The organism is Halogeometricum borinquense DSM 11551, from assembly GCF_000172995.2.
Lineage (GTDB): Archaea > Halobacteriota > Halobacteria > Halobacteriales > Haloferacaceae > Halogeometricum > Halogeometricum borinquense.
The window spans coordinates 151,062-168,231 of the sequence record NC_014735.1; the positions used below are offsets into that span (position 1 = coordinate 151,062).

Here is a 17,170-nt window from a genome sequence, read left to right on the forward strand (position 1 = left end):
TGATGAGTACGCGACGTATCGCCCGTTCGTACGTTGGCGACGCTCTCGGGAGGGCCGTCGCCGTCCTCGAACCCTTCCTGAGCCGTTTGCCCCAGCCAATTCGGGGGGTCGTCCTCCCGCAAACCGAACGCGAGCGTGAGCGACGCCGGATCGTCGGTCTCTGCGCCCCGTTTCTACTACTGGCGGCCGTTGCGGGTCTGTATCCGCTCGCAGAGATGGTTCGTATCAGCGTTTCGGAGGCGAAGTACGTCTCCGAGGGGTTCTCACTGGACGCGTATCACCAGTTGGTGACGAACCCATATCTCAGAGCGTCGGCGTTCAACACGCTGTGGTTCTCGCTAGGCACGACTGTCGTGAGTCTCGGCGTCGCAACCGCGACGGCACACGCCTTAGAGAAATACGACCTTCCGTTCGAGGGAACTCTCGTGACGCTGCTGTCGTTTCCGGTGAGCCTTCCGGGTATCGTCGCGGCGTTCATGATTATCGTACTCCTCGGGAACACGGGACTGCTTACGAACGCCGCCGCATGGTTCTCCGGTCAAAGTGCTATCGACCTCGCCGTTGCCACGGGAGTCGTTGGTCTATTCGTTGCGTATTGCTATTCGATGATTCCGCGAGCGCTCCTATTGCTTCGCGGGAGTTACGCCGAAGTGAACACGCGCGCCGAGGAGGCGGCCCGGTCGCTCGGCGCGTCGCCCGCTCGGACGTTCTATCACGTCACTCTTCCGCAGGTCAAGCCGGGGCTTATCGGTGCGTTCATCCTGACGTTTAGAACGGCGCTCGCAATCTTCGGGACGGTCCTCATCCTGCAAGCGATGCGAGTGTGGACGTACGAGATCGACTACGCGCTCTCGAACGGGTTCGATATCCAACTGGCGGCGGCGATGGCGACAGTGTGGTTCGTGTTCGTTCTTGGGTTCACGGTCTTCGGCCTCCGGTACACGAGCGCGGAGGTTGGGCTATGAGTTCCCGGATGAACCGTGGTCGGTCCGTCTCGGCGCTCGTCGGACGACCGATAGTGCGGTTAGTGTTCGCGCTGACGCTCCTGTTTCTGATCTTCCCCATCGTCGTCACCTTCGTGGCTTCGTTTGCTCGCGAGTGGACTGGCGTGCTCCCGAGTGGGTTCGTCACACTCGCCCACTGGGAACAAGTACTCGGTCTCGCCGGCTACCAGGACGCCGCGAACTACTCGCTCCGCTTGGGCGATGTTTTGAAGACGGCGCAGCACGACCCGATTGGAGCGCTGAGTGCGAGTCCTTTGTTCCGAAGCGTCCTTTTGGCGCTGGGTGGCGTTGCGATCAACCTCGTCGTCGGCGTCCCGATAGCGTACGCCGTCGCACGGTATCGGTTCCGTGGCCGAGAGTGGCTCAACGCACTCGCGGTTCTCCCTCTCGCGCCGGGGATTATCCTCGGCGTGGCGTTCCTGCGCGCCTATCCGGAACTTTCGGGGACGGACTTCGGTCTCATCATCGGCTACTCGCTGTTGAAAGCACCGTTCATGGTGTTAGCTGTTCAGTCGAGTTTTGAGGCGATGCCACTGCGCCAACTCGAAGAGAGTGCCCGGTCGCTCGGCGCGTCGTGGTTAGAAACGTTCTTGTTCGTCATCGTGCCGAACGCAAAGCGCGGAATCGTTTCTGGCGCGATTATCTGCTGGGCGCTCGCCGCCGCCGAGTTCAACTTCTCGTACGTCGTGTTCTCGCGCGGTGCGAGACCGCTCGCGTTGTTCCTGAAGGCGAATATCTCGAATAGTTCCTTCCTGACCACTTCTGCCGCGGTGTCGGTATTTTTCCTTCTCGTCGCAGGCGTGACGCTCGCACTCCAGCTAGTGGGAACCCGCGGATTCACTACAAGGCAATAACGATGTCTACGATCACCATCGACGACCTGACGAAACGCTTCGGGGAGACGACGGCTATCGACGGTGTCTCTCTCAGCATCGACGACGGCGAGATTCTCGGTATCGTCGGTCCCTCCGGCTGTGGGAAGACGACGACGCTCCGGACGATAGGCGGATTCGAGACGCCAACATCCGGTCGTATCCTGTTCGATGATGACGACGTGACGCGAGTCCCGCCGGAGCGACGAAACGTCGGACTGGTCTTTCAGTCGTACGCCCTCTTTGACAACATGACCGTTCGGGAGAACGTGCAGTTCGGACCGAAGATGCAGGGCGTCCCGCGGCAGGAACGACGCGATAGGGCGGACCGCCTGCTCTCGATGCTCGGCATCGGTGATCTCTCCGACCGCGACCCCAGTACCCTCTCCGGCGGACAACAACAGCGGGTGGGGCTGGCCCGAGCGCTGGCGGTCGAACCGCGTATTCTCCTCCTCGATGAACCGATGACCGGTCTCGATGCGCAACTGAAGCGCCGACTCCGAGACGAGATCGGGAGTCTGCTGACGGAACTTGACGTGACCGCCCTCTACGTCACCCACGATCAAGTTGAAGCGATGGAGATGTGCGACCGAATCGCCGTGATGAATGACGGCCACGTCGAACAACTCGGGTCGCCGCGGGAGGTCTATGAGTCACCCGCGACACAGTTCGTCTCCGAGTTCATCTCGCTCGACTATCCGGAGTTCGCGTTCGTAGAGGAGACGGGGTAACCTGTCGGCTGTGACCGGCACACGGACCTCATCGTGCTAGCGGTGGTTCAACTCTTTTCTTGCCCGGTGTCCACTGCCTACTGATCGTCTCACTGGGGACGCTTAGAGATTCCATTCACTGTGTTTCTTCTCTCACTATGTTCCCTTTACCCATTCTTCGGATGTCTTCATCTCCTGTGTTCTGCACGTCCGTTCTGTACTTCAGTTCGTTATGTGCCTCCTCTCTGTACGTTCTCCGGATGGATTCGTTGCTTACGTTCTGTAGTTGTGTTCTCAAATTCTGTTCATTGTGTTCATTCTATACATGTGTTCATTGGGTGTATTCATTAGTTGTGTTCATTATGTCTGTTCTTTGGTTGTATTGGGTGTCTCCAACCATTGGCTGTGTTTGATACATGGGTCCTTTCTACTATTCGCAGGTCTCTCTGCTGCACTGCACGCGTAACCACGCAGTTTTTGTATTCCGGAGCGGTTCACAGTCCACGCTGTCCCGACCCGGCGAGAACTGGATCGGACGGCGCATAATCTTCCCGCGTTAGTTATTGAATCCGCCGCGGAAGTCGGAGATAACATAGCCGTCGTCTTCTTTAACCTCATCGACGCATGCTCCTTTCTCGTGATAGCCGTCATCGAGATTGCGGTCGTAGAAATCAGTCTTCCGGAAGTTGGAGTTGGTTTCTCTAGGATGGTAGCTCCCTCCGTCGTGCTCCTGGAGGGCCTTCTCTATTCCGGGGCGAAGACCAGTGAAAACAGCGTTACTCTGCAGGAACGTCCCCGAGTACGGCCAGGGCGCCGATACTATCGGTCGCGAAGAACACGGCCCCATCGGCGAGTATCGGTCGGATTGTCAGCGCGTGGTATCCATCTAACGCATAGTTCCAACGCACGTCTCCTGTCTCGCGGTCGAACGCGGTTACCGTCTTGCCGTATGTGGAGGAAACGGACTCGGGTTTGTCGACTATGGAGATTACCGTCTCGATCCCGACGCATACGCCAAATGCCGAATCATCGTGCGCCGAATCGTCGTACTGCCACTGCGTCGTTCCAGTCTCAATGTCGACCGCGAAAAGGCCCCTCTCGTAGGTCGCCACGAACGCGGTACCCCCGTCCGCGGCGATCGTCGTCAGGCTTCCCAGCTCATCGCTGACCAACTCGATCTCACTGCGTCGGTCTCCTGTCTCCCGGTCGTGGACGACGAGCGTGTTCCCGTCCACGACGAGAACGCCCTGATCAGTCGCCACCGGATCCCCGTCCGACGGATCTTCGAGTGCTGTCGTCCAGCGGATCGTTCCGTCGTCGAGAGCCAGTGCTACGAGGCTGTCCACACCGTCGACCCGCCCGATAGTGTAGACAGTTCCGTCGTAGATTGCGGGCGTGTTCAATTGTCCTGTTATTTCGCCTGTTTCCCAGCGCCGTTGCCCGTCTTCCGCTTGGAAAGCCTTGAGACCGTCGCTATACGGGACTATCACCGTTCCCGATCGTTCGTCCGCAGCGAGCAGTTCAGCGGAGGATCCCAACCCACTCGGTTCCAACCCCGCAAGCGAACGCTGCCAAACGATATCACCGTTCTGTGGGTCAAGGGCGACGAGCCTTGAATCATGTGCCACGATGAAGCGTCCGCCAACGAGGACCCGTCCGTTACTATCCTTCCCTCCGAGCGTTGTTCGCCACTGTTCGCTGCCGTCCTGTGCGTCGAGGGCGATGGCACTTCCTTCCTTGCTGGGAGCGAAATTCGTGGTATAGACGGTACCATCGGCGATCACGGGCTCCCACTGTGTGAACGCCTCCGAGGTCCACACCAGGTTTCCTCGCGACGGTGCGGAGACGTCCGACGCGAATGTGTTGGCTGCGTCGGCCCCGTGCTGTGTCCAGGACCCCTCGGGGACCTCCGGCAATGGCGTGTCCGCCCTGCCTGACGAAAAGGTCGACAGGCATCCCGAAAGTGCTGCTGTCCCGGCGCAAAATGTCGTTAAAAACGCTCGTCGGTCCATACTCATCTTTCAAATGTCATTCTAATATGCTTTCTCAAATAGCACGAGAGAGAATTATTGCGCTGTCCAGATTCAGTCTGACCGAACGGGTATATTGGCCAACAGTGCGTTAATTCCCCACGAGTGCACGCACCGGCGTACCACATGCAGGGGTATGACCCGTTTTCCACGATGTCGTCCCATGCATCGCGATCATCCGTGCCGTTCTCAAGGGTCGTATTATAGATGTCTTCCGAGTATTTGTTCAACTCCATCTTACACGTTTCTTTCATCGACCCGTCCCACTGTGGACTCTCCGTCCCTCTGTTGAACTCTTCGATGAGATCTGTGGACGTATCGTTGGCGTTTTTCCAGTTGTCCTCGACAAACCTCTTGTATGTGAAGTGAATCAAGCCCTGCGTGTACAGCACCTGCAGTCCGATCACACCGGTGTGGAGGGGATGAGACATGTCCTGTAGGAAGTGGAACGTCGTCCCACTTCCTGCATATAGGTGTAGTTTCCGACATCAGCCTTCTCCCAGTGACTTTGTGCGTCCCTTGGCGCCGCACCTTCAACTTCGACTTCGATGTGGCCAAACCCTGCCGGCAGGAGTGCAGCGAGGATTGGAAACGCTTTGATTTTTCTCGTCCTATAACATACATCTAGTGGGGGCTACCCCGGCGGTGTTCACCGCTCGCCTCCACGTTGCCGGTTAATCGTTTTTGCAATTTTCCCAAATAAGTGTGAGGGAGATCCCCATCTCAAATCAATCTAACAAAATGTATTCGAAATAACTATAATGTCGAACAGTTGACTGTATATATAAGGCCCTTCCAGAGATGTTCAACAACTGGTATCCAATAGCAAAGCATGAATTTAGCGAGGTCGTCAAAAGCCGTCTTGTGTGGCTTCTCACTGTTCCGATTGTCCTTGACGGGTTGCTGAATGTACTCACAAGTCAAACTGCAATACAACACCTTGGGAACCTCCGATACATTGCCTCGTTTCAACGGGGTATGGGACTCGTAATCCCCATTGCCTGCATTATTTTAGGAGCGCGGGCCGTGGGCGGAGCCCGCGGAAAGGGATTCCTAACAAATACGGCACTGCAACCCGTCTCACGAGGAGATGTTCTTGTTGGGAAAGCCGCGGGCCGGACCAGTGGACTGCTCGTTCCGCTCTCGACAGGGCTTGCTCTCGGATACATACATGGTGCGATGAATGGGGACATACCTCCGTTGCTTCCCACAATTGGATTCTGGCTCGCAAATATCGTCTATTTAGGTTCCCTCATGTTCGCGATGATCGGGCTATCTGCCTTCTTCAAGGAAGCACTTGCGCCTGCTGGCTTTGCTTTCATACTTGGTGGCGGAACGTTCCTCTTCTACGATGAACTACTCCCCATCCCACTCAAAGCAATTTACGGTGTCACAAAAGCTAGCCCTAGCACCAGTGGGGTTAGCATGACTTGGGAACAGCCAGATGCTCCACTAGGGCTCGTAGCATTTTTGAGCCGTCTCCCACCCACAAATGCGCATCAGGCCCTCACAAATTGGCCGCTTGGGCTTCCAAACTCTGATTCATTATCGATATTCGTCATTAGACAACTTGAACCAGATTTTATCGCTCCAAGCGTGGTGATACTTGGGGATGCCTACGGTGGGCAACCGGTCCCATTCTACCTTCATCCACTCGTGAGCGGGGTCGTCTTACTCGTATTTTCAACTGCTGTCTTCGCGCTCGGCTACTACACATTCAATAACACTGATTTCAACCAATAATGACTAACGCTATCACGACCACGGATCTTGCAAAGGATTATGGAAATATTCGTGCCGTTGATGCGATAAATCTCGCAATTGAGCGCGGAACTGTCTTTGGATTTCTTGGACCGAACGGTTCCGGGAAATCCACCACAATTGGAATGCTACTAGGACTCATACATCCAACGGGGGGAACAGCAGCACTTGCAGGTCACGACCCTCAAGAGGATCCCGTGTCAGTCCGCTCAAACGTCGGCGTTCTTCCTGAGGGCTTTACACCCTATCCATCACTGACTGGCCGTGAGCACCTTACCTACATCGCGGAACTCCGGGGAGAAGAGATTGACCCCGAAGCGGCGCTTTCAGAGGTCGGCTTGAAGGACGCACAGGACCGTGCTGCGACAGCGTATTCAAAAGGGATGACGCAACGTCTCGGGCTAGCGATGGCGCTCATCGGCCGTCCACCCATCCTTGTTTTGGACGAACCATTCACTGGATTGGATCCAGATGGGGCACAACTGGTTCGAGATATCGTAATGCGAGAGCGTGAGCGAGGGACGACGATTCTCTTCTCGAGTCACATTCTTGGGCAAGTTGGGATGCTCTGCGATGAAATTGGGATTCTCTCACAGGGAAGACTTGTCACGGAAGGATCATTGACTGAACTGCAGTCACAGGGGGACTTACTGACTCACACCCAACTCGAAATCGCAACCCACTCCGACAGCGCGGTAGAGGTCTTAACAGACGCAGAATCAGTCCAAGAAGTAACAAAGAAGGACAAAACGGTTGTGGTAGAACACGACTCGAACACGTCCCACTTAGCCCTTGTCCGCCAACTCGAGGCAAACGGAATCACAGCCGTTAACGCAACAGTCCAAGCTCCAACTGTTGAAGATATTTACCGTGAGTTTACATAACGGCGATTGCCCACGTCAAATGCTGTTACTCATATCCTTCATTCACTCTTTTTGACTAGTTTATGTACTTTGCTCCCCGCTTGATGCTGGTTGAAGAGTTGCCGTGCCTTCTTTACTGCACCTGTTTTTGAGTTCTCGATGAGTCCATGGAGTCCTCCATTTTCACGATGAACACTCAACCAAAATTTTTGTGAACCAACGATAATCAGTCCAAATTGCGGTAACCTTGGTGATATATTGATCTCCACAGAGTGATTGTCCATCTTCTCATACTCTGACTCATATTTTTCTTCCATTATTTTTATAATATCACTGTGAATAAGAAGTTCAATTGAATTACCTTTTTCTACTCTTTGACATAGGAACTGGAGCTGTTGTGGAAATAAGACAGGCAGCATAGCCTGAATTGGCTCACCATCTGGTACCGATGAAATATCCTTAAACGGAGTTGCTGGTGCACGTTGATTTGCCAACGTTACTTCAGAACCATGAAGTAAACTCATTCCAAGTTCTGATTTCTCTGGAAGGACAGAAAGTAATTTACTCGAATTAGAGAGCGTTTTATATGTTTGAGAGATACTGTCAAATTGTCTGTAAGCAAGTTTTCCAAACCGCGTGAACTCACAGCGACTACCACGACGAAGCAGAATATTTTCTGCTTCAAGCTCTCTGATTGCACGGTCTATCGTCGATCGAGAGACGGTTAATTGATCGTAGAGATCCCTCTTATCTTTGACACCATTATCAACCTGTTCTAAAAGTCGGTGCCGGGAGAGAATTACTTGCAATGGGGACAAATGGGACGCAGTTTTCATAACCAGCCACATATTCCAATCATAGTGTATTATTATTTGCTGTTTTTGAGATTAGATATTAGTAGCTGTGACCTCAGTTGATTCGTCATCCTGCGCGGCACGGAGCAACATCGGAAGCGAGTGGCGCATATCCACTATGCTAACTCCAGTCCAACTGGAATTCTGAACGCAAGCTACCATATTCAATCCTTACAAAAATACTATTGTAATGGTAAACTAGATAACACGACCAACGTCCACGTACCCCACGATCTGGCTTGCTCGATTTTACTCGCAGACATGCCGCAAGCTCAGCATACGACGGTTAGGGATGTTTCCGCAAGAACTCCATTAGTAAACAAACACGGTATCGGTGACAAACGTCGCTTCGACCCTCCACACCCCATGTATTTTTCAAATCCGATGCTAATAGGGCAGAGGTATTCACATATATGTCCATTATACCGTCGTATTGTGGGGCTATAATAGTATAAATACTAATTTGTAACCAGATATTGTCAGGATACAGTGATATAGATGGAAAATATATCTAAAGGAGAATAGTATCTGCATCTTCTATTTTCTAACTGTAGATTGCTACAATATAGTCATAGATAGCGTTTTAGTAATGGCGGACCACAATAGGATTCGTCAGATACGATGTCGAAAACGCTGATAGCATCGACGTGTGTGAAGTCGTTGTTGAGGCGATGTGTATTCGGCCGAGTATGATACTGACCGCTCGTCACTCTATCTCGAACGCTCTCTGGCCGGCGGCATCGACTGCGTGAGTTCAGAGAGCATGTCCGTCGCAAAACTCGTGATGCCAATCTAAACAATTCCGTCTCTAGTGTAGAAAGATATATACTTATCAGAACCAGTCTATTATTTAGTGAACAAATCCAAGTTAGTCTCGTGGCTTGGTAACGCCAGCAGTAGCGTTCGAAGAGTTCAAGCTCTCATACAGCGCGAATTTTGGCTACTTGTTCGATTGAAGTGGCTCTGGATCGTTACTCCCGTTGTTGTATTGGTAGGTAATTCATTTATTACTCCCTTTGGTAATGAAGTCACAGTGACTGGTGGATGGATTGCCGTAGCGGCATCAGAAACAGCAGTTGCCTTTGCTTCGTATTTTGCCGTTCCTGTGGCGTTTCGAAGTATAATTCACAGTCGTCAATCAGGAAATATCCGAATCACTGCTGGAACGCCACTAACGCGCAGTGAGATTATCATTGGAACTGCCTTCGGGCGAGGACTCGCACTCTTCTGTCCTGTGCTGATGGGTGTGGTAGGTACTGCTATCTTAGGCTGGAACCATTATGGGACATTACCGGTCTTTCTACTCATTGGGTACACTGTCGTAACAGCCCTCTTTATACTTGCAGTAGTCGCTACCATCACTGCCATCTCAGCGGTTGTTGAATCCACTGTTCATGCAGTTGCTTGTAGTACTGTCTGCGTAATTGTGATGGCGTATTGGACAGATATTGTCGCGGCAATCCACCAATTTATAACTTCTCAGAATGTCTCTATCGGACAACCTCCCCAGTCAGTCATTCTCCTTGTCGCCCGACGTCTCACCCCGATTAACTCATTTTTTGTTGTGGTGAATACACTAACTGGTGTTGGAAATACAGACAGTAATTTCGTAGATTCAATACAGTATGGGTTGCAGGGTGAGGCTGGCTATCATGTTGGAGCATTATTTGGATCTGGATATCCTATCGTCTTGTCGCCGTGGGTTTCGGTACTAATTCTTATTGCGTGGATTATAGTTCCAATCGCATTTGCATCAGCAGTCTTTAGTCGTCTTGATTTGCCAGTTCAGTCTGATAAGTTTCGGAACATATTTAGTGAATCTGTCCCTCGAATCTTCCGTCGTACTTCGTACCGTCTTGGATTTATTCCATTTCGGGTCGTGGAGTTCGTAATGGGTGCGGTTAATTCCGACCCAACGTCTGAGTCGTGGCTCCCGATAGCACGTCGAGAATTCACTGATATCCTCCGTTCACTCGCGGCACCGCTCCTTTTTGGGCTTGTGGTTATGGCATATCTCTACTCCCTTACAACGATATCTCCAAATATATCCTCCCAAATCGGACAGCAACTTCCAGCAGCTGTTGGTCAACAGGCAGTGACTATCTTTGGACTCGTTGGACCAGTTTTCCTCGGATACCGCTCGATCGCAGAAGAACGTGAATCAGGCACGATTCGCTATACTGCGGGGCTCCCTCCCTCTCGAACAAGTGTCTTAATTGGTAAAGGTGCTGGACTCTGGTTCGCACTCTCAGTTATAATCGGCTATGCACTTATTGTGTGCTTCGCCATTGGGTCAATACAGACAGGATCATTCCCAAGTGTTGCTTTTTCAGGTACACTAGTTGCAACAATTATGTACATTGGAACAAATACGGCTATCGTGGTCGCACTGTCAAGTTTCTTCTCCCGAGGTGTTGCCGCCGTGTCGGCAGCGATAGTCTACCTGTTCTTTGTTTTGTTCTGGAGCGGAATTCATCCTATTATTTGGGACTCAATCTTTGGATATTCATATATTATACAACCACCTCCACCAGATAGCTTATACTTCCTTACTCGACGACTCTCCCCAAGACAGGCAGTGACTGTCTTGTGGAATTGGGCAATAGGAGTCGGCAACTCTGGGTCTAGCTACACCATGGTATTACATATTGAAAACGCCGTTACGAGCCCAAATCTGAACGCGCTCACACACTCATTAGTCGTGGACGTATCATACTCAGATGGTCAAGTTCCGATTATTCTATCACCCGTAGCATCGGTGGGAACCCTTGCTGTATGGGGGATTATTCCATTTGCGCTCGCGTTGCGTCGATTCCAAACAAGTGACCTTACATAACACATCATGACCGCTATTGACATCACCAACTTCACGAAAGAGTACAAATCAACAACAGCCGTCGATGGCCTTAACCTCAGCGTCAAAGAGGGTGAAGTTTACGGGTTTCTCGGCCCAAACGGAGCAGGTAAGTCGACAACAATTGATGCCCTAATGAACTACATTCAACCAACTAGTGGACAAATAGAGATATTTGGATTAGATGCACGTGAGGATGCATCACAAGTTCATAGCCGTGTTGGAATTCTCCCGGACCAATTCGACGTGTATGCGCGCTTAACCGGACGTCAACATATCGAGTTTGTTGCCAATACTAAAGGAGTGGACATTAATACCGATACCCTACTTAATCGGGTTGGACTCGAGGATGCAAAGGATTCGCCTGCTCAGAGCTACTCAAAAGGTATGCAGCAACGGCTCGGATTAGCGATGGCACTTGTCGGAGACCCAGACCTTCTTATTCTTGATGAACCATTCTCAGGATTAGACCCATTTGGAACACAACTGGTCCGTGACATCGTTATGACACAGACCAACCGTGGTACAACAGTCTTCTTTTCGAGTCATGTTCTTGAGCAAGTCGAACGTGTCTGTGGCCGTATTGGGTTGTTGGACGATGGCCAATTAGTAGCAGAAGGCAAGCCACGAGAAATTCGCGCAAGTGCAGATGTCAAACCACGGCTCGTCGTCGCACTTGCGCAGCCGAAAAAGGGACTTACTGAGGTCCAAGACATTGATTCCGTTTCTGACGTTAATATTGATGGGGACGGCTATTTGAGTGTGGTCAGCGAGTCAGCACACGTCTTCACAACAGTTCTAAATCGGCTTGATAGCACTAACGAGATACAGTGGTTTGATGTTGAATTCGGAACTATCGAGGATGCTTTCATTGAAAATACCAATTCATAATAATTGATATTGGTTCCGCAGTAAAAATAGAGAGCCAGAGTGGAGTGGTAGTCTAGTTCATAATTTCCCAATCATCGATTGCTACACACTGCTACTTGCTCGATCAGTTATTGTTACAATAAGGAGGTTTATTATCTCCTACTTTTCAAAGACTGTTAAGACTATGCATCATCACTCGCATTCATTTCCCAATGAGGCGTTTTACTCTCCTTTGGATTGAGTGAGAATGGCCCAAAGTTATATGCAATATCTACTTCATCGTCATCATATGTGTGGACGTACTCTCCATTAATGTTGTAACTACCAGTGTATTGATCTCGGTTTATTGCTTTTATTTCGGTACTGAAGGCGGCATTGACACTTTGATCAGTACCATCTGTGGGTGTTCGTTTTTCGTCAAATTCTACTCTTACTCCAAACCTTTCATTTCCTCGTATTCAATTCGATCATTTTCATATTTTACATTCTCTCGGCTCTCATCAACTGCCTGCCAATAGTCTTGAGACCAAGATATAGCCGCTGAGTCTTTTGATCCAACTTTTTGAGTGAAGTCACCAGCGTCGTTATTCCATTCACTGAGATTCCATGAGATTGTGGCGTCATAAACCGGTGGAATATTCTTTTCAGGATTACCCTCTTCAATTTCATTTAGACTCAACCAAAGATCGGTTTTATTATCCTCACTTGGACTTCCATATCTATCCGTACTCACATCTCCCTCTTTAAACGAAGGAACGCCTCGGGCCATATGATATTTCATGTTGTGCTTATCCATGAACGCTTTTGCTTCGTCAATTTTGTGTTGCCAAAGTAATTTTCGCACCTGACGAATTGGAACATCATACTCCGATTCGTTGGACTCGGCTGTAACAACGGGGAGGGTTGAGATACTACAAATTGCTGCGCCTGTTCGATACAGGAACTTCCGACGGGTATGGGTCTTTTGACTCATACATTCCAAGATAATGTTCACTACCCTATAATAGTTATGAGAAAACAAATAATTCTGACACTTCTGCAATCAGAGACTAATGACCGACTGTTACAACATGTATGTGTGTGTTATTTTCATCTTTTTTTATTTCTATTACTATGATATTCGATCTATGGTCTGAATCCACTCTCCAGATCCCATCCTTAGATTTCAAACCATCTGACTCAACAATATACTTATAATCACTAGCAGGTACAACATCTTCTTTGCGGATCTGTTCATTCGGATCTACTGAGAAGGTAGACTCGTACACCACTTCGGAATTCTTTCCTTCGTTTTTGAGAATCACGTCAATAACCTGTTGAGTAGTTGTTTCGTTACGTATTAGAATTGATTGAGATGAATTTAACTCAGATGTACCTATACAGCCGGAAATCCCGACTATAGAACTAGCTGTTAATAAAATCAGCCTTCTCCTACTAATCCCGTTGCACATATTGTATTTGAATTTGCTCATGTTGTGAATAATAACACCAAATATCTGGAGATAACTAAGTGTGTCGGCTCTAGGGATCTGTTGAATTATTCAGACAATCGACGTATGCGTCGTGGACATCTATAATTAGATCCCAACTACTTTGTCTGAACCAAGCTACAAAAGCTGTCTGTAGGTGAGGATAAGATCCGATTCCAGTCCAACTGGAATTCTGAACGCAAGCTACTATATTCTATCTTTACAAGAATAATACTGTAATGGTGGAATAGATAACACGATCAACGTCCACGTATCCACGATCCGGATTGTCTGATTTCACTCGCTGGCACGCCGCAAGCCCAGAACACGACGGTTGGGGAGGTCTCCAGGAGAACTACATTAGTAAACAAACACGGTATCGGTGACAAATTTCGCTTCGACCCTCCACACCCCATGTATCTTTCCAAACACGATGATAATTTGGCCGAATTATTCACACATATACCGATTACACCGCCGTATTGCGGGATTATAATAGTATAAATACTAATTTAGAACCGAATATTGTCAGAATACAGTGATATGGGTAGAAAATCTATCTAGAAAAGAATTAGTATCTACAACTTCTATTTTCTAATTGTAGACTGCCATAATATAGTCATGAATCGCGTTTTAGTAATGGCGGACCACAATAGGATTCGTCAGATACGATGTCGAAAACGCTGATAGCATCGACGTGTGTGAAGTCGTTGTTGAGGCGATGTGTATTCGGCCGAGTATAATACTGACCGCTCGTCACTCTATCTCGAACGCTCTCTGGCCGGCGGCATCGACTGCGTGAGTTCAGAGAGCATGTCCGTCGCAAAACTCGTGATACGTTCGTGGTCTTCGACTGCTGTTCGGAGTGTTTCGTAGTACGCTCGTTTGTTGAGGGACGTGAACGGGTACACCGCACGGCACAGGACATGCTCATCTAGGCTTCCGGTGATCCGAAACTGACTCCACTCGGTGCGTTCCGATAGCGCGGGTTTGACACGTTTTGCACGCCGTTCGAACCGGTTTCGAAACTGTTGGTGGAGTGTTTCGGCCGAGAAATCAGCACTCCCCGTTTCGCAGTCCTCTAAATGAAGTTCGAACTGCAACGTCCCGGTCGTATACTGTTCTGCGGTGGGGTGGTGTTCGAAGTGAAGGTCGAGGCCGTATTCGCGTCCAGATCGCCAGACGTGTGGCTGCAGTCGTCCCCACGGCTTTCCGGAGTCGCTCCACTCCCACGTTCGATCACCGGTTTCCGGAGGGTACGTATCCAAATAGTCGCTCCACTCGTGCTGGAAGACTTCTCGAACGAACTGATCGATATCGTCTTTGGTGCCGATATTTACGACTTCCCCGTCGGCACTATCTCTGTGTTTACGTCCCTCTTCCTCTCTCCGAATAGGCATGCCACTAATTCACTTCTTCTATCATATAAATACACATACATTATAGTGTAACAACCATACCTTTGTTACACCAATCTTGCGGCAATGTATCTGCTATGAGAACATGTCTCTCTCAGTACATAGTTTGTGCGATGATCGATAGCTGACGCACGTCTCGAAAAATCAGAGACGACAGGCTAAGAACTCGGCTGAAGTGCCGGACAAATTCAGAAGATTGAACAGAGCACCTGGTATATATGTCATCCATGCGTCTCGTGTTGCTCGGTATCGGTCAGGCCGGTGGGAAGATTGTTGACCGGTTTCTCGAATATGAACGACAGACCGAGCAGGACTTCATCGAAGGAGCAGTCGCGTTCAACACTGCACGCGCTGATCTCAAAGAACTGTCTCACGTTCCTGAACACCATCGCCAGCTATTCGGGGAGGTTGATGCCAAAGGCCACGGCGTCGGTGCGGACACTGAGTTCGCCGCCGACCTCGCTGAGCAAGACGCACAACAACTCATCCGGTCGCTAGACGATATCCCGACCTCTCGGGCCGATGCGTTCCTCGTCGTCGCGGGATTGGGCGGTGGAACGGGGAGCGGTGCCGCTCCGGTACTCGCCAACGAACTCGACCGAATCTACGAAAAACCCGTCTACGGACTCGGAGTTCTCCCCGCTTCCGAGGAAGAGGATGTCTTCGCGTACAACGCCGTCCGGTCGTTCCGGACACTTGTCAATCACGTTGATAACCTCCTCTTGTTCGACAACGATACGTGGCTCAAATCCGGCGAGGAAGTCACGGAAGCGCACGACCGTCTCAACGGCGAATTAGTCCGTCGGCTTTCGGTGCTATTCAACGCGGGCGAAGTTACCGACGAGAACGTGGTCGCCGAGAGCGTCATCGATTCGAGCGAAATCATCAACACGCTCCGTGGCGGTGGCGTTTCGACGATTGGCCACGCATCGAGTACGCTGCCAACCGACGACTCGTCGGGCTTCAGCCTCGGTAACCTGTTTGGCTCGTCTGACAACGAACCCGACGAAATCGAGGCGATGAATCGAATCACCACTGCGGCACGGAAAGCGACGCGCGGACGGCTGACGCTTCCCTGTGACGTCTCGAGTTCTCAACGAGCGCTCGTGGTTACGAGTGGTCCGCCCCAGTGGCTGAGTCGAAAAGGTATCGAGCAGAGCAGACAGTGGATCGAAGAGGAGACCGAAAGCATGGAGATTCGTGGCGGTGACGACCCGCGCTCCGATTCAGACCGGGTTTCGGTGACAGTGCTGTTCGCTGGCGTGACGGACATCCCTCGAATCGAACAGTTGCGAGAACGGGCGCTTAAAGCGGCCGAGTCGAGTGGTGACTCCGACGACCTCTCGGAGACGGAACTCGATGATTTCGCTGATAGTTCAGTCGATGGCTCGGATCTGAAGCGCTAACGATCTGAAACGCTGATTCTCTTACTGGGGTGCGCTCACGTTCACCCAGAGGTGATTCTCACGGTATGCGTTGTCTATCGTCGGATTCTCTGGGGCTGATCCTTTGTAGAGCAGATAGGTGAGTCTGAGTCGGTCACCGGTCATCGAAGGTGAGACTGTCGTTTTCGTCGACCACGTACTGTTCGCCCCGACTGTTTGCGTGTATCGGTGTAACTCGGTTCGCTCCCGTACTACCGTTGCGTTATTCTGCCTTTCGACGCGATGGAGTTGTGCTACTACGGTGTACTGCACTTCTCGCCCTTCGTGGTTTCCGATGCCGATGTGCAGTGGCTTTGCCTCGCCGCGGATGAACTCCGTCGGATATTCGTCGGCTACCAAGTCGCCTGACTCGTCTTCGGTGAGCAAGTACAACTCGGAGAACTGCTCTCCCGGCGGTGGCACGAAAATTGCATATCCGGTACTCCCGGCGGCGAGAAGGATGCTGACTACCAGCAACACGTTCAGTGCTGCATCCGCCCGCGAGTCTGGCGCAAACAGTTCCGCTTTCGCGTCGGTGATCCAGCGCTCGTACGGGACGACGAACCGATCGGTTTCGTTGAGCGCCTGACGACGGCGTGATGCGACGAATGTGAGGATGACTGTGAACGCGCTGACGATGGCCACGATGGGGATGAGGCGCATTCCCCACGGAGTGAAATTGAGTAGTAGGCCGATTAGCGGGACGACAGCGATGCTGAGACCGAACGAGAGCGCAACCCGCTCGATGCCGTCGATGCCACTTTCGATCTCCGTCTCGTTGTCGTCCATCCTTGTGGAGCGCTCGGCTGCTTCGGGAAAGAGCGCGGCAACGAGCGCGTATCCGGGGATGAACAACAGATACGGGAGGCCGAGGATGATTCGAATCGGCGTCCCCTTGATGACAGGAATAGTCGCCGCTGCGACCGTCAAGACGACGAGTACGAGGACTGCCCCGAGGTCTGCCGGGAGAGTTCGGAGTGGCCTCGGGAGGAGGAGCCGCCAATCCATGTCTCGACTCATTTGCTACGTCTCAGTCAACGT

15 protein-coding genes are annotated in these 17,170 nt (G+C 51.1%); 8 read left to right on the forward strand and 7 right to left on the reverse strand.

All coding sequences use genetic code 11. The features are described 5' to 3' along the window. The first annotated feature begins 2 nt into the window (after nt 1-2). From HBOR_RS14995 to HBOR_RS15005, 3 genes are read left to right on the forward strand one after another with little or no spacing between them, the layout of a single operon-like run. A complete protein-coding gene (locus tag HBOR_RS14995) occupies nt 3-965 on the forward strand; it encodes an ABC transporter permease (protein ID WP_013446573.1) in 963 nt (320 codons plus the stop codon). Beyond that, the gene (locus HBOR_RS15000; RefSeq protein WP_006055888.1) at nt 962-1,858 is read left to right on the forward strand and encodes an ABC transporter permease; all 897 of its coding nucleotides are present in this window, start codon (nt 962-964) and stop codon (nt 1,856-1,858) included. Before HBOR_RS14995 ends, HBOR_RS15000 begins: the two co-directional genes overlap by 4 nt. A gap of 2 nt (nt 1,859-1,860) precedes the next feature. Beyond that, complete coding sequence (locus tag HBOR_RS15005; protein WP_006055889.1) at nt 1,861-2,607, forward strand: ABC transporter ATP-binding protein; 747 nt, start codon at nt 1,861-1,863, stop codon at nt 2,605-2,607. Between the two features lie 755 nt (nt 2,608-3,362). Here HBOR_RS15005 and HBOR_RS15010 read toward each other — a convergent pair. Then, nucleotides 3,363-4,598 (reverse strand): outer membrane protein assembly factor BamB family protein, encoded by a 1,236-nt coding sequence (locus HBOR_RS15010; protein ID WP_013446574.1) that lies wholly within the window; start codon nt 4,596-4,598, stop codon nt 3,363-3,365. 2 nt (nt 4,599-4,600) lie between these two features. Further along, nucleotides 4,601-5,047 (reverse strand): hypothetical protein, encoded by a 447-nt coding sequence (locus tag HBOR_RS15015; protein ID WP_006055891.1) that lies wholly within the window; start codon nt 5,045-5,047, stop codon nt 4,601-4,603. Between the two features lie 370 nt (nt 5,048-5,417). Here HBOR_RS15015 and HBOR_RS15020 point away from each other — a divergent pair, with 370 nt between their 5' ends. Further along, nucleotides 5,418-6,359 carry an ABC transporter permease gene (locus HBOR_RS15020; protein ID WP_006055892.1) on the forward strand — a complete coding sequence of 314 codons (942 nt, stop codon included), beginning with the start codon at nt 5,418-5,420 and terminating at the stop codon, nt 6,357-6,359. Beyond that, nucleotides 6,359-7,261: an ABC transporter ATP-binding protein gene (locus HBOR_RS15025; RefSeq protein ID WP_006055893.1), complete on the forward strand. Its 903-nt coding sequence runs from the start codon at nt 6,359-6,361 to the stop codon at nt 7,259-7,261. The genes HBOR_RS15020 and HBOR_RS15025 overlap by 1 nt, the downstream gene beginning before the upstream one ends. A 38-nt stretch (nt 7,262-7,299) precedes the next feature. On the opposite strand, the gene HBOR_RS19740 is transcribed toward HBOR_RS15025, so the two are convergent. After that, nucleotides 7,300-8,049: a transcriptional regulator FilR1 domain-containing protein gene (locus HBOR_RS19740; protein WP_161609407.1), complete on the reverse strand. Its 750-nt coding sequence runs from the start codon at nt 8,047-8,049 to the stop codon at nt 7,300-7,302. 898 nt (nt 8,050-8,947) lie between these two features. On the opposite strand from HBOR_RS19740, the gene HBOR_RS19350 reads away from it, so the two are divergent. Both HBOR_RS19350 and HBOR_RS15035 read left to right on the forward strand, forming a co-directional pair. Continuing rightward, nucleotides 8,948-10,930 carry an ABC transporter permease gene (locus HBOR_RS19350; protein WP_006055895.1) on the forward strand — a complete coding sequence of 661 codons (1,983 nt, stop codon included), beginning with the start codon at nt 8,948-8,950 and terminating at the stop codon, nt 10,928-10,930. Between the two features lie 6 nt (nt 10,931-10,936). Then, a complete protein-coding gene (locus HBOR_RS15035) occupies nt 10,937-11,839 on the forward strand; it encodes an ABC transporter ATP-binding protein (protein ID WP_006055896.1) in 903 nt (300 codons plus the stop codon). A 409-nt stretch (nt 11,840-12,248) separates the two neighbouring features. On the opposite strand, the gene HBOR_RS15040 is transcribed toward HBOR_RS15035, so the two are convergent. From HBOR_RS15040 to HBOR_RS15045, 3 genes are all read right to left on the reverse strand, one after another. Then, a complete protein-coding gene (locus HBOR_RS15040) occupies nt 12,249-12,791 on the reverse strand; it encodes a hypothetical protein (RefSeq protein WP_144018715.1) in 543 nt (180 codons plus the stop codon). Between the two features lie 76 nt (nt 12,792-12,867). Further along, nucleotides 12,868-13,290, reverse strand: coding sequence for a hypothetical protein (locus HBOR_RS19745; RefSeq protein ID WP_144018716.1), 423 nt, complete (start codon nt 13,288-13,290; stop codon nt 12,868-12,870). 758 nt (nt 13,291-14,048) lie between these two features. Continuing rightward, entirely contained in the window at nt 14,049-14,687 is a 639-nt protein-coding gene (locus tag HBOR_RS15045) for a hypothetical protein (protein WP_006055898.1), read from the reverse strand. Between the two features lie 245 nt (nt 14,688-14,932). On the opposite strand from HBOR_RS15045, the gene HBOR_RS15050 reads away from it, so the two are divergent. After that, nucleotides 14,933-16,111, forward strand: a complete 1,179-nt coding sequence (locus tag HBOR_RS15050) for a tubulin/FtsZ family protein (RefSeq protein WP_006055899.1) — start codon at nt 14,933-14,935, stop codon at nt 16,109-16,111. Between the two features lie 21 nt (nt 16,112-16,132). Here the strand turns inward: HBOR_RS15050 and HBOR_RS15055 are convergent, their stop codons facing one another. Further along, the gene (locus HBOR_RS15055) at nt 16,133-17,149 is read right to left on the reverse strand and encodes a DUF1616 domain-containing protein (protein WP_049890622.1); all 1,017 of its coding nucleotides are present in this window, start codon (nt 17,147-17,149) and stop codon (nt 16,133-16,135) included. Nucleotides 17,150-17,170: the final 21 nt, after the last annotated feature.

Coding starts and splice junctions, on each gene's coding strand:
- HBOR_RS19745 (WP_144018716.1), bottom strand. CDS start 13,290: ATGAGCAAATTCAAATACAATATGTGCAACGGGATTAGTAGGAGAAGG.
- HBOR_RS15015 (WP_006055891.1), bottom strand. CDS start 5,047: ATGTCTCATCCCCTCCACACCGGTGTGATCGGACTGCAGGTGCTGTAC.
- HBOR_RS15005 (WP_006055889.1), top strand. CDS start 1,861: ATGTCTACGATCACCATCGACGACCTGACGAAACGCTTCGGGGAGACG.
- HBOR_RS15055 (WP_049890622.1), bottom strand. CDS start 17,149: ATGAGTCGAGACATGGATTGGCGGCTCCTCCTCCCGAGGCCACTCCGA.
- HBOR_RS15040 (WP_144018715.1), bottom strand. CDS start 12,791: ATGAGTCAAAAGACCCATACCCGTCGGAAGTTCCTGTATCGAACAGGC.
- HBOR_RS15020 (WP_006055892.1), top strand. CDS start 5,418: ATGTTCAACAACTGGTATCCAATAGCAAAGCATGAATTTAGCGAGGTC.
- HBOR_RS15035 (WP_006055896.1), top strand. CDS start 10,937: ATGACCGCTATTGACATCACCAACTTCACGAAAGAGTACAAATCAACA.
- HBOR_RS15000 (WP_006055888.1), top strand. CDS start 962: ATGAGTTCCCGGATGAACCGTGGTCGGTCCGTCTCGGCGCTCGTCGGA.
- HBOR_RS14995 (WP_013446573.1), top strand. CDS start 3: ATGAGTACGCGACGTATCGCCCGTTCGTACGTTGGCGACGCTCTCGGG.
- HBOR_RS15025 (WP_006055893.1), top strand. CDS start 6,359: ATGACTAACGCTATCACGACCACGGATCTTGCAAAGGATTATGGAAAT.
- HBOR_RS15045 (WP_006055898.1), bottom strand. CDS start 14,687: ATGCCTATTCGGAGAGAGGAAGAGGGACGTAAACACAGAGATAGTGCC.
- HBOR_RS15010 (WP_013446574.1), bottom strand. CDS start 4,598: ATGGACCGACGAGCGTTTTTAACGACATTTTGCGCCGGGACAGCAGCA.
- HBOR_RS15050 (WP_006055899.1), top strand. CDS start 14,933: ATGCGTCTCGTGTTGCTCGGTATCGGTCAGGCCGGTGGGAAGATTGTT.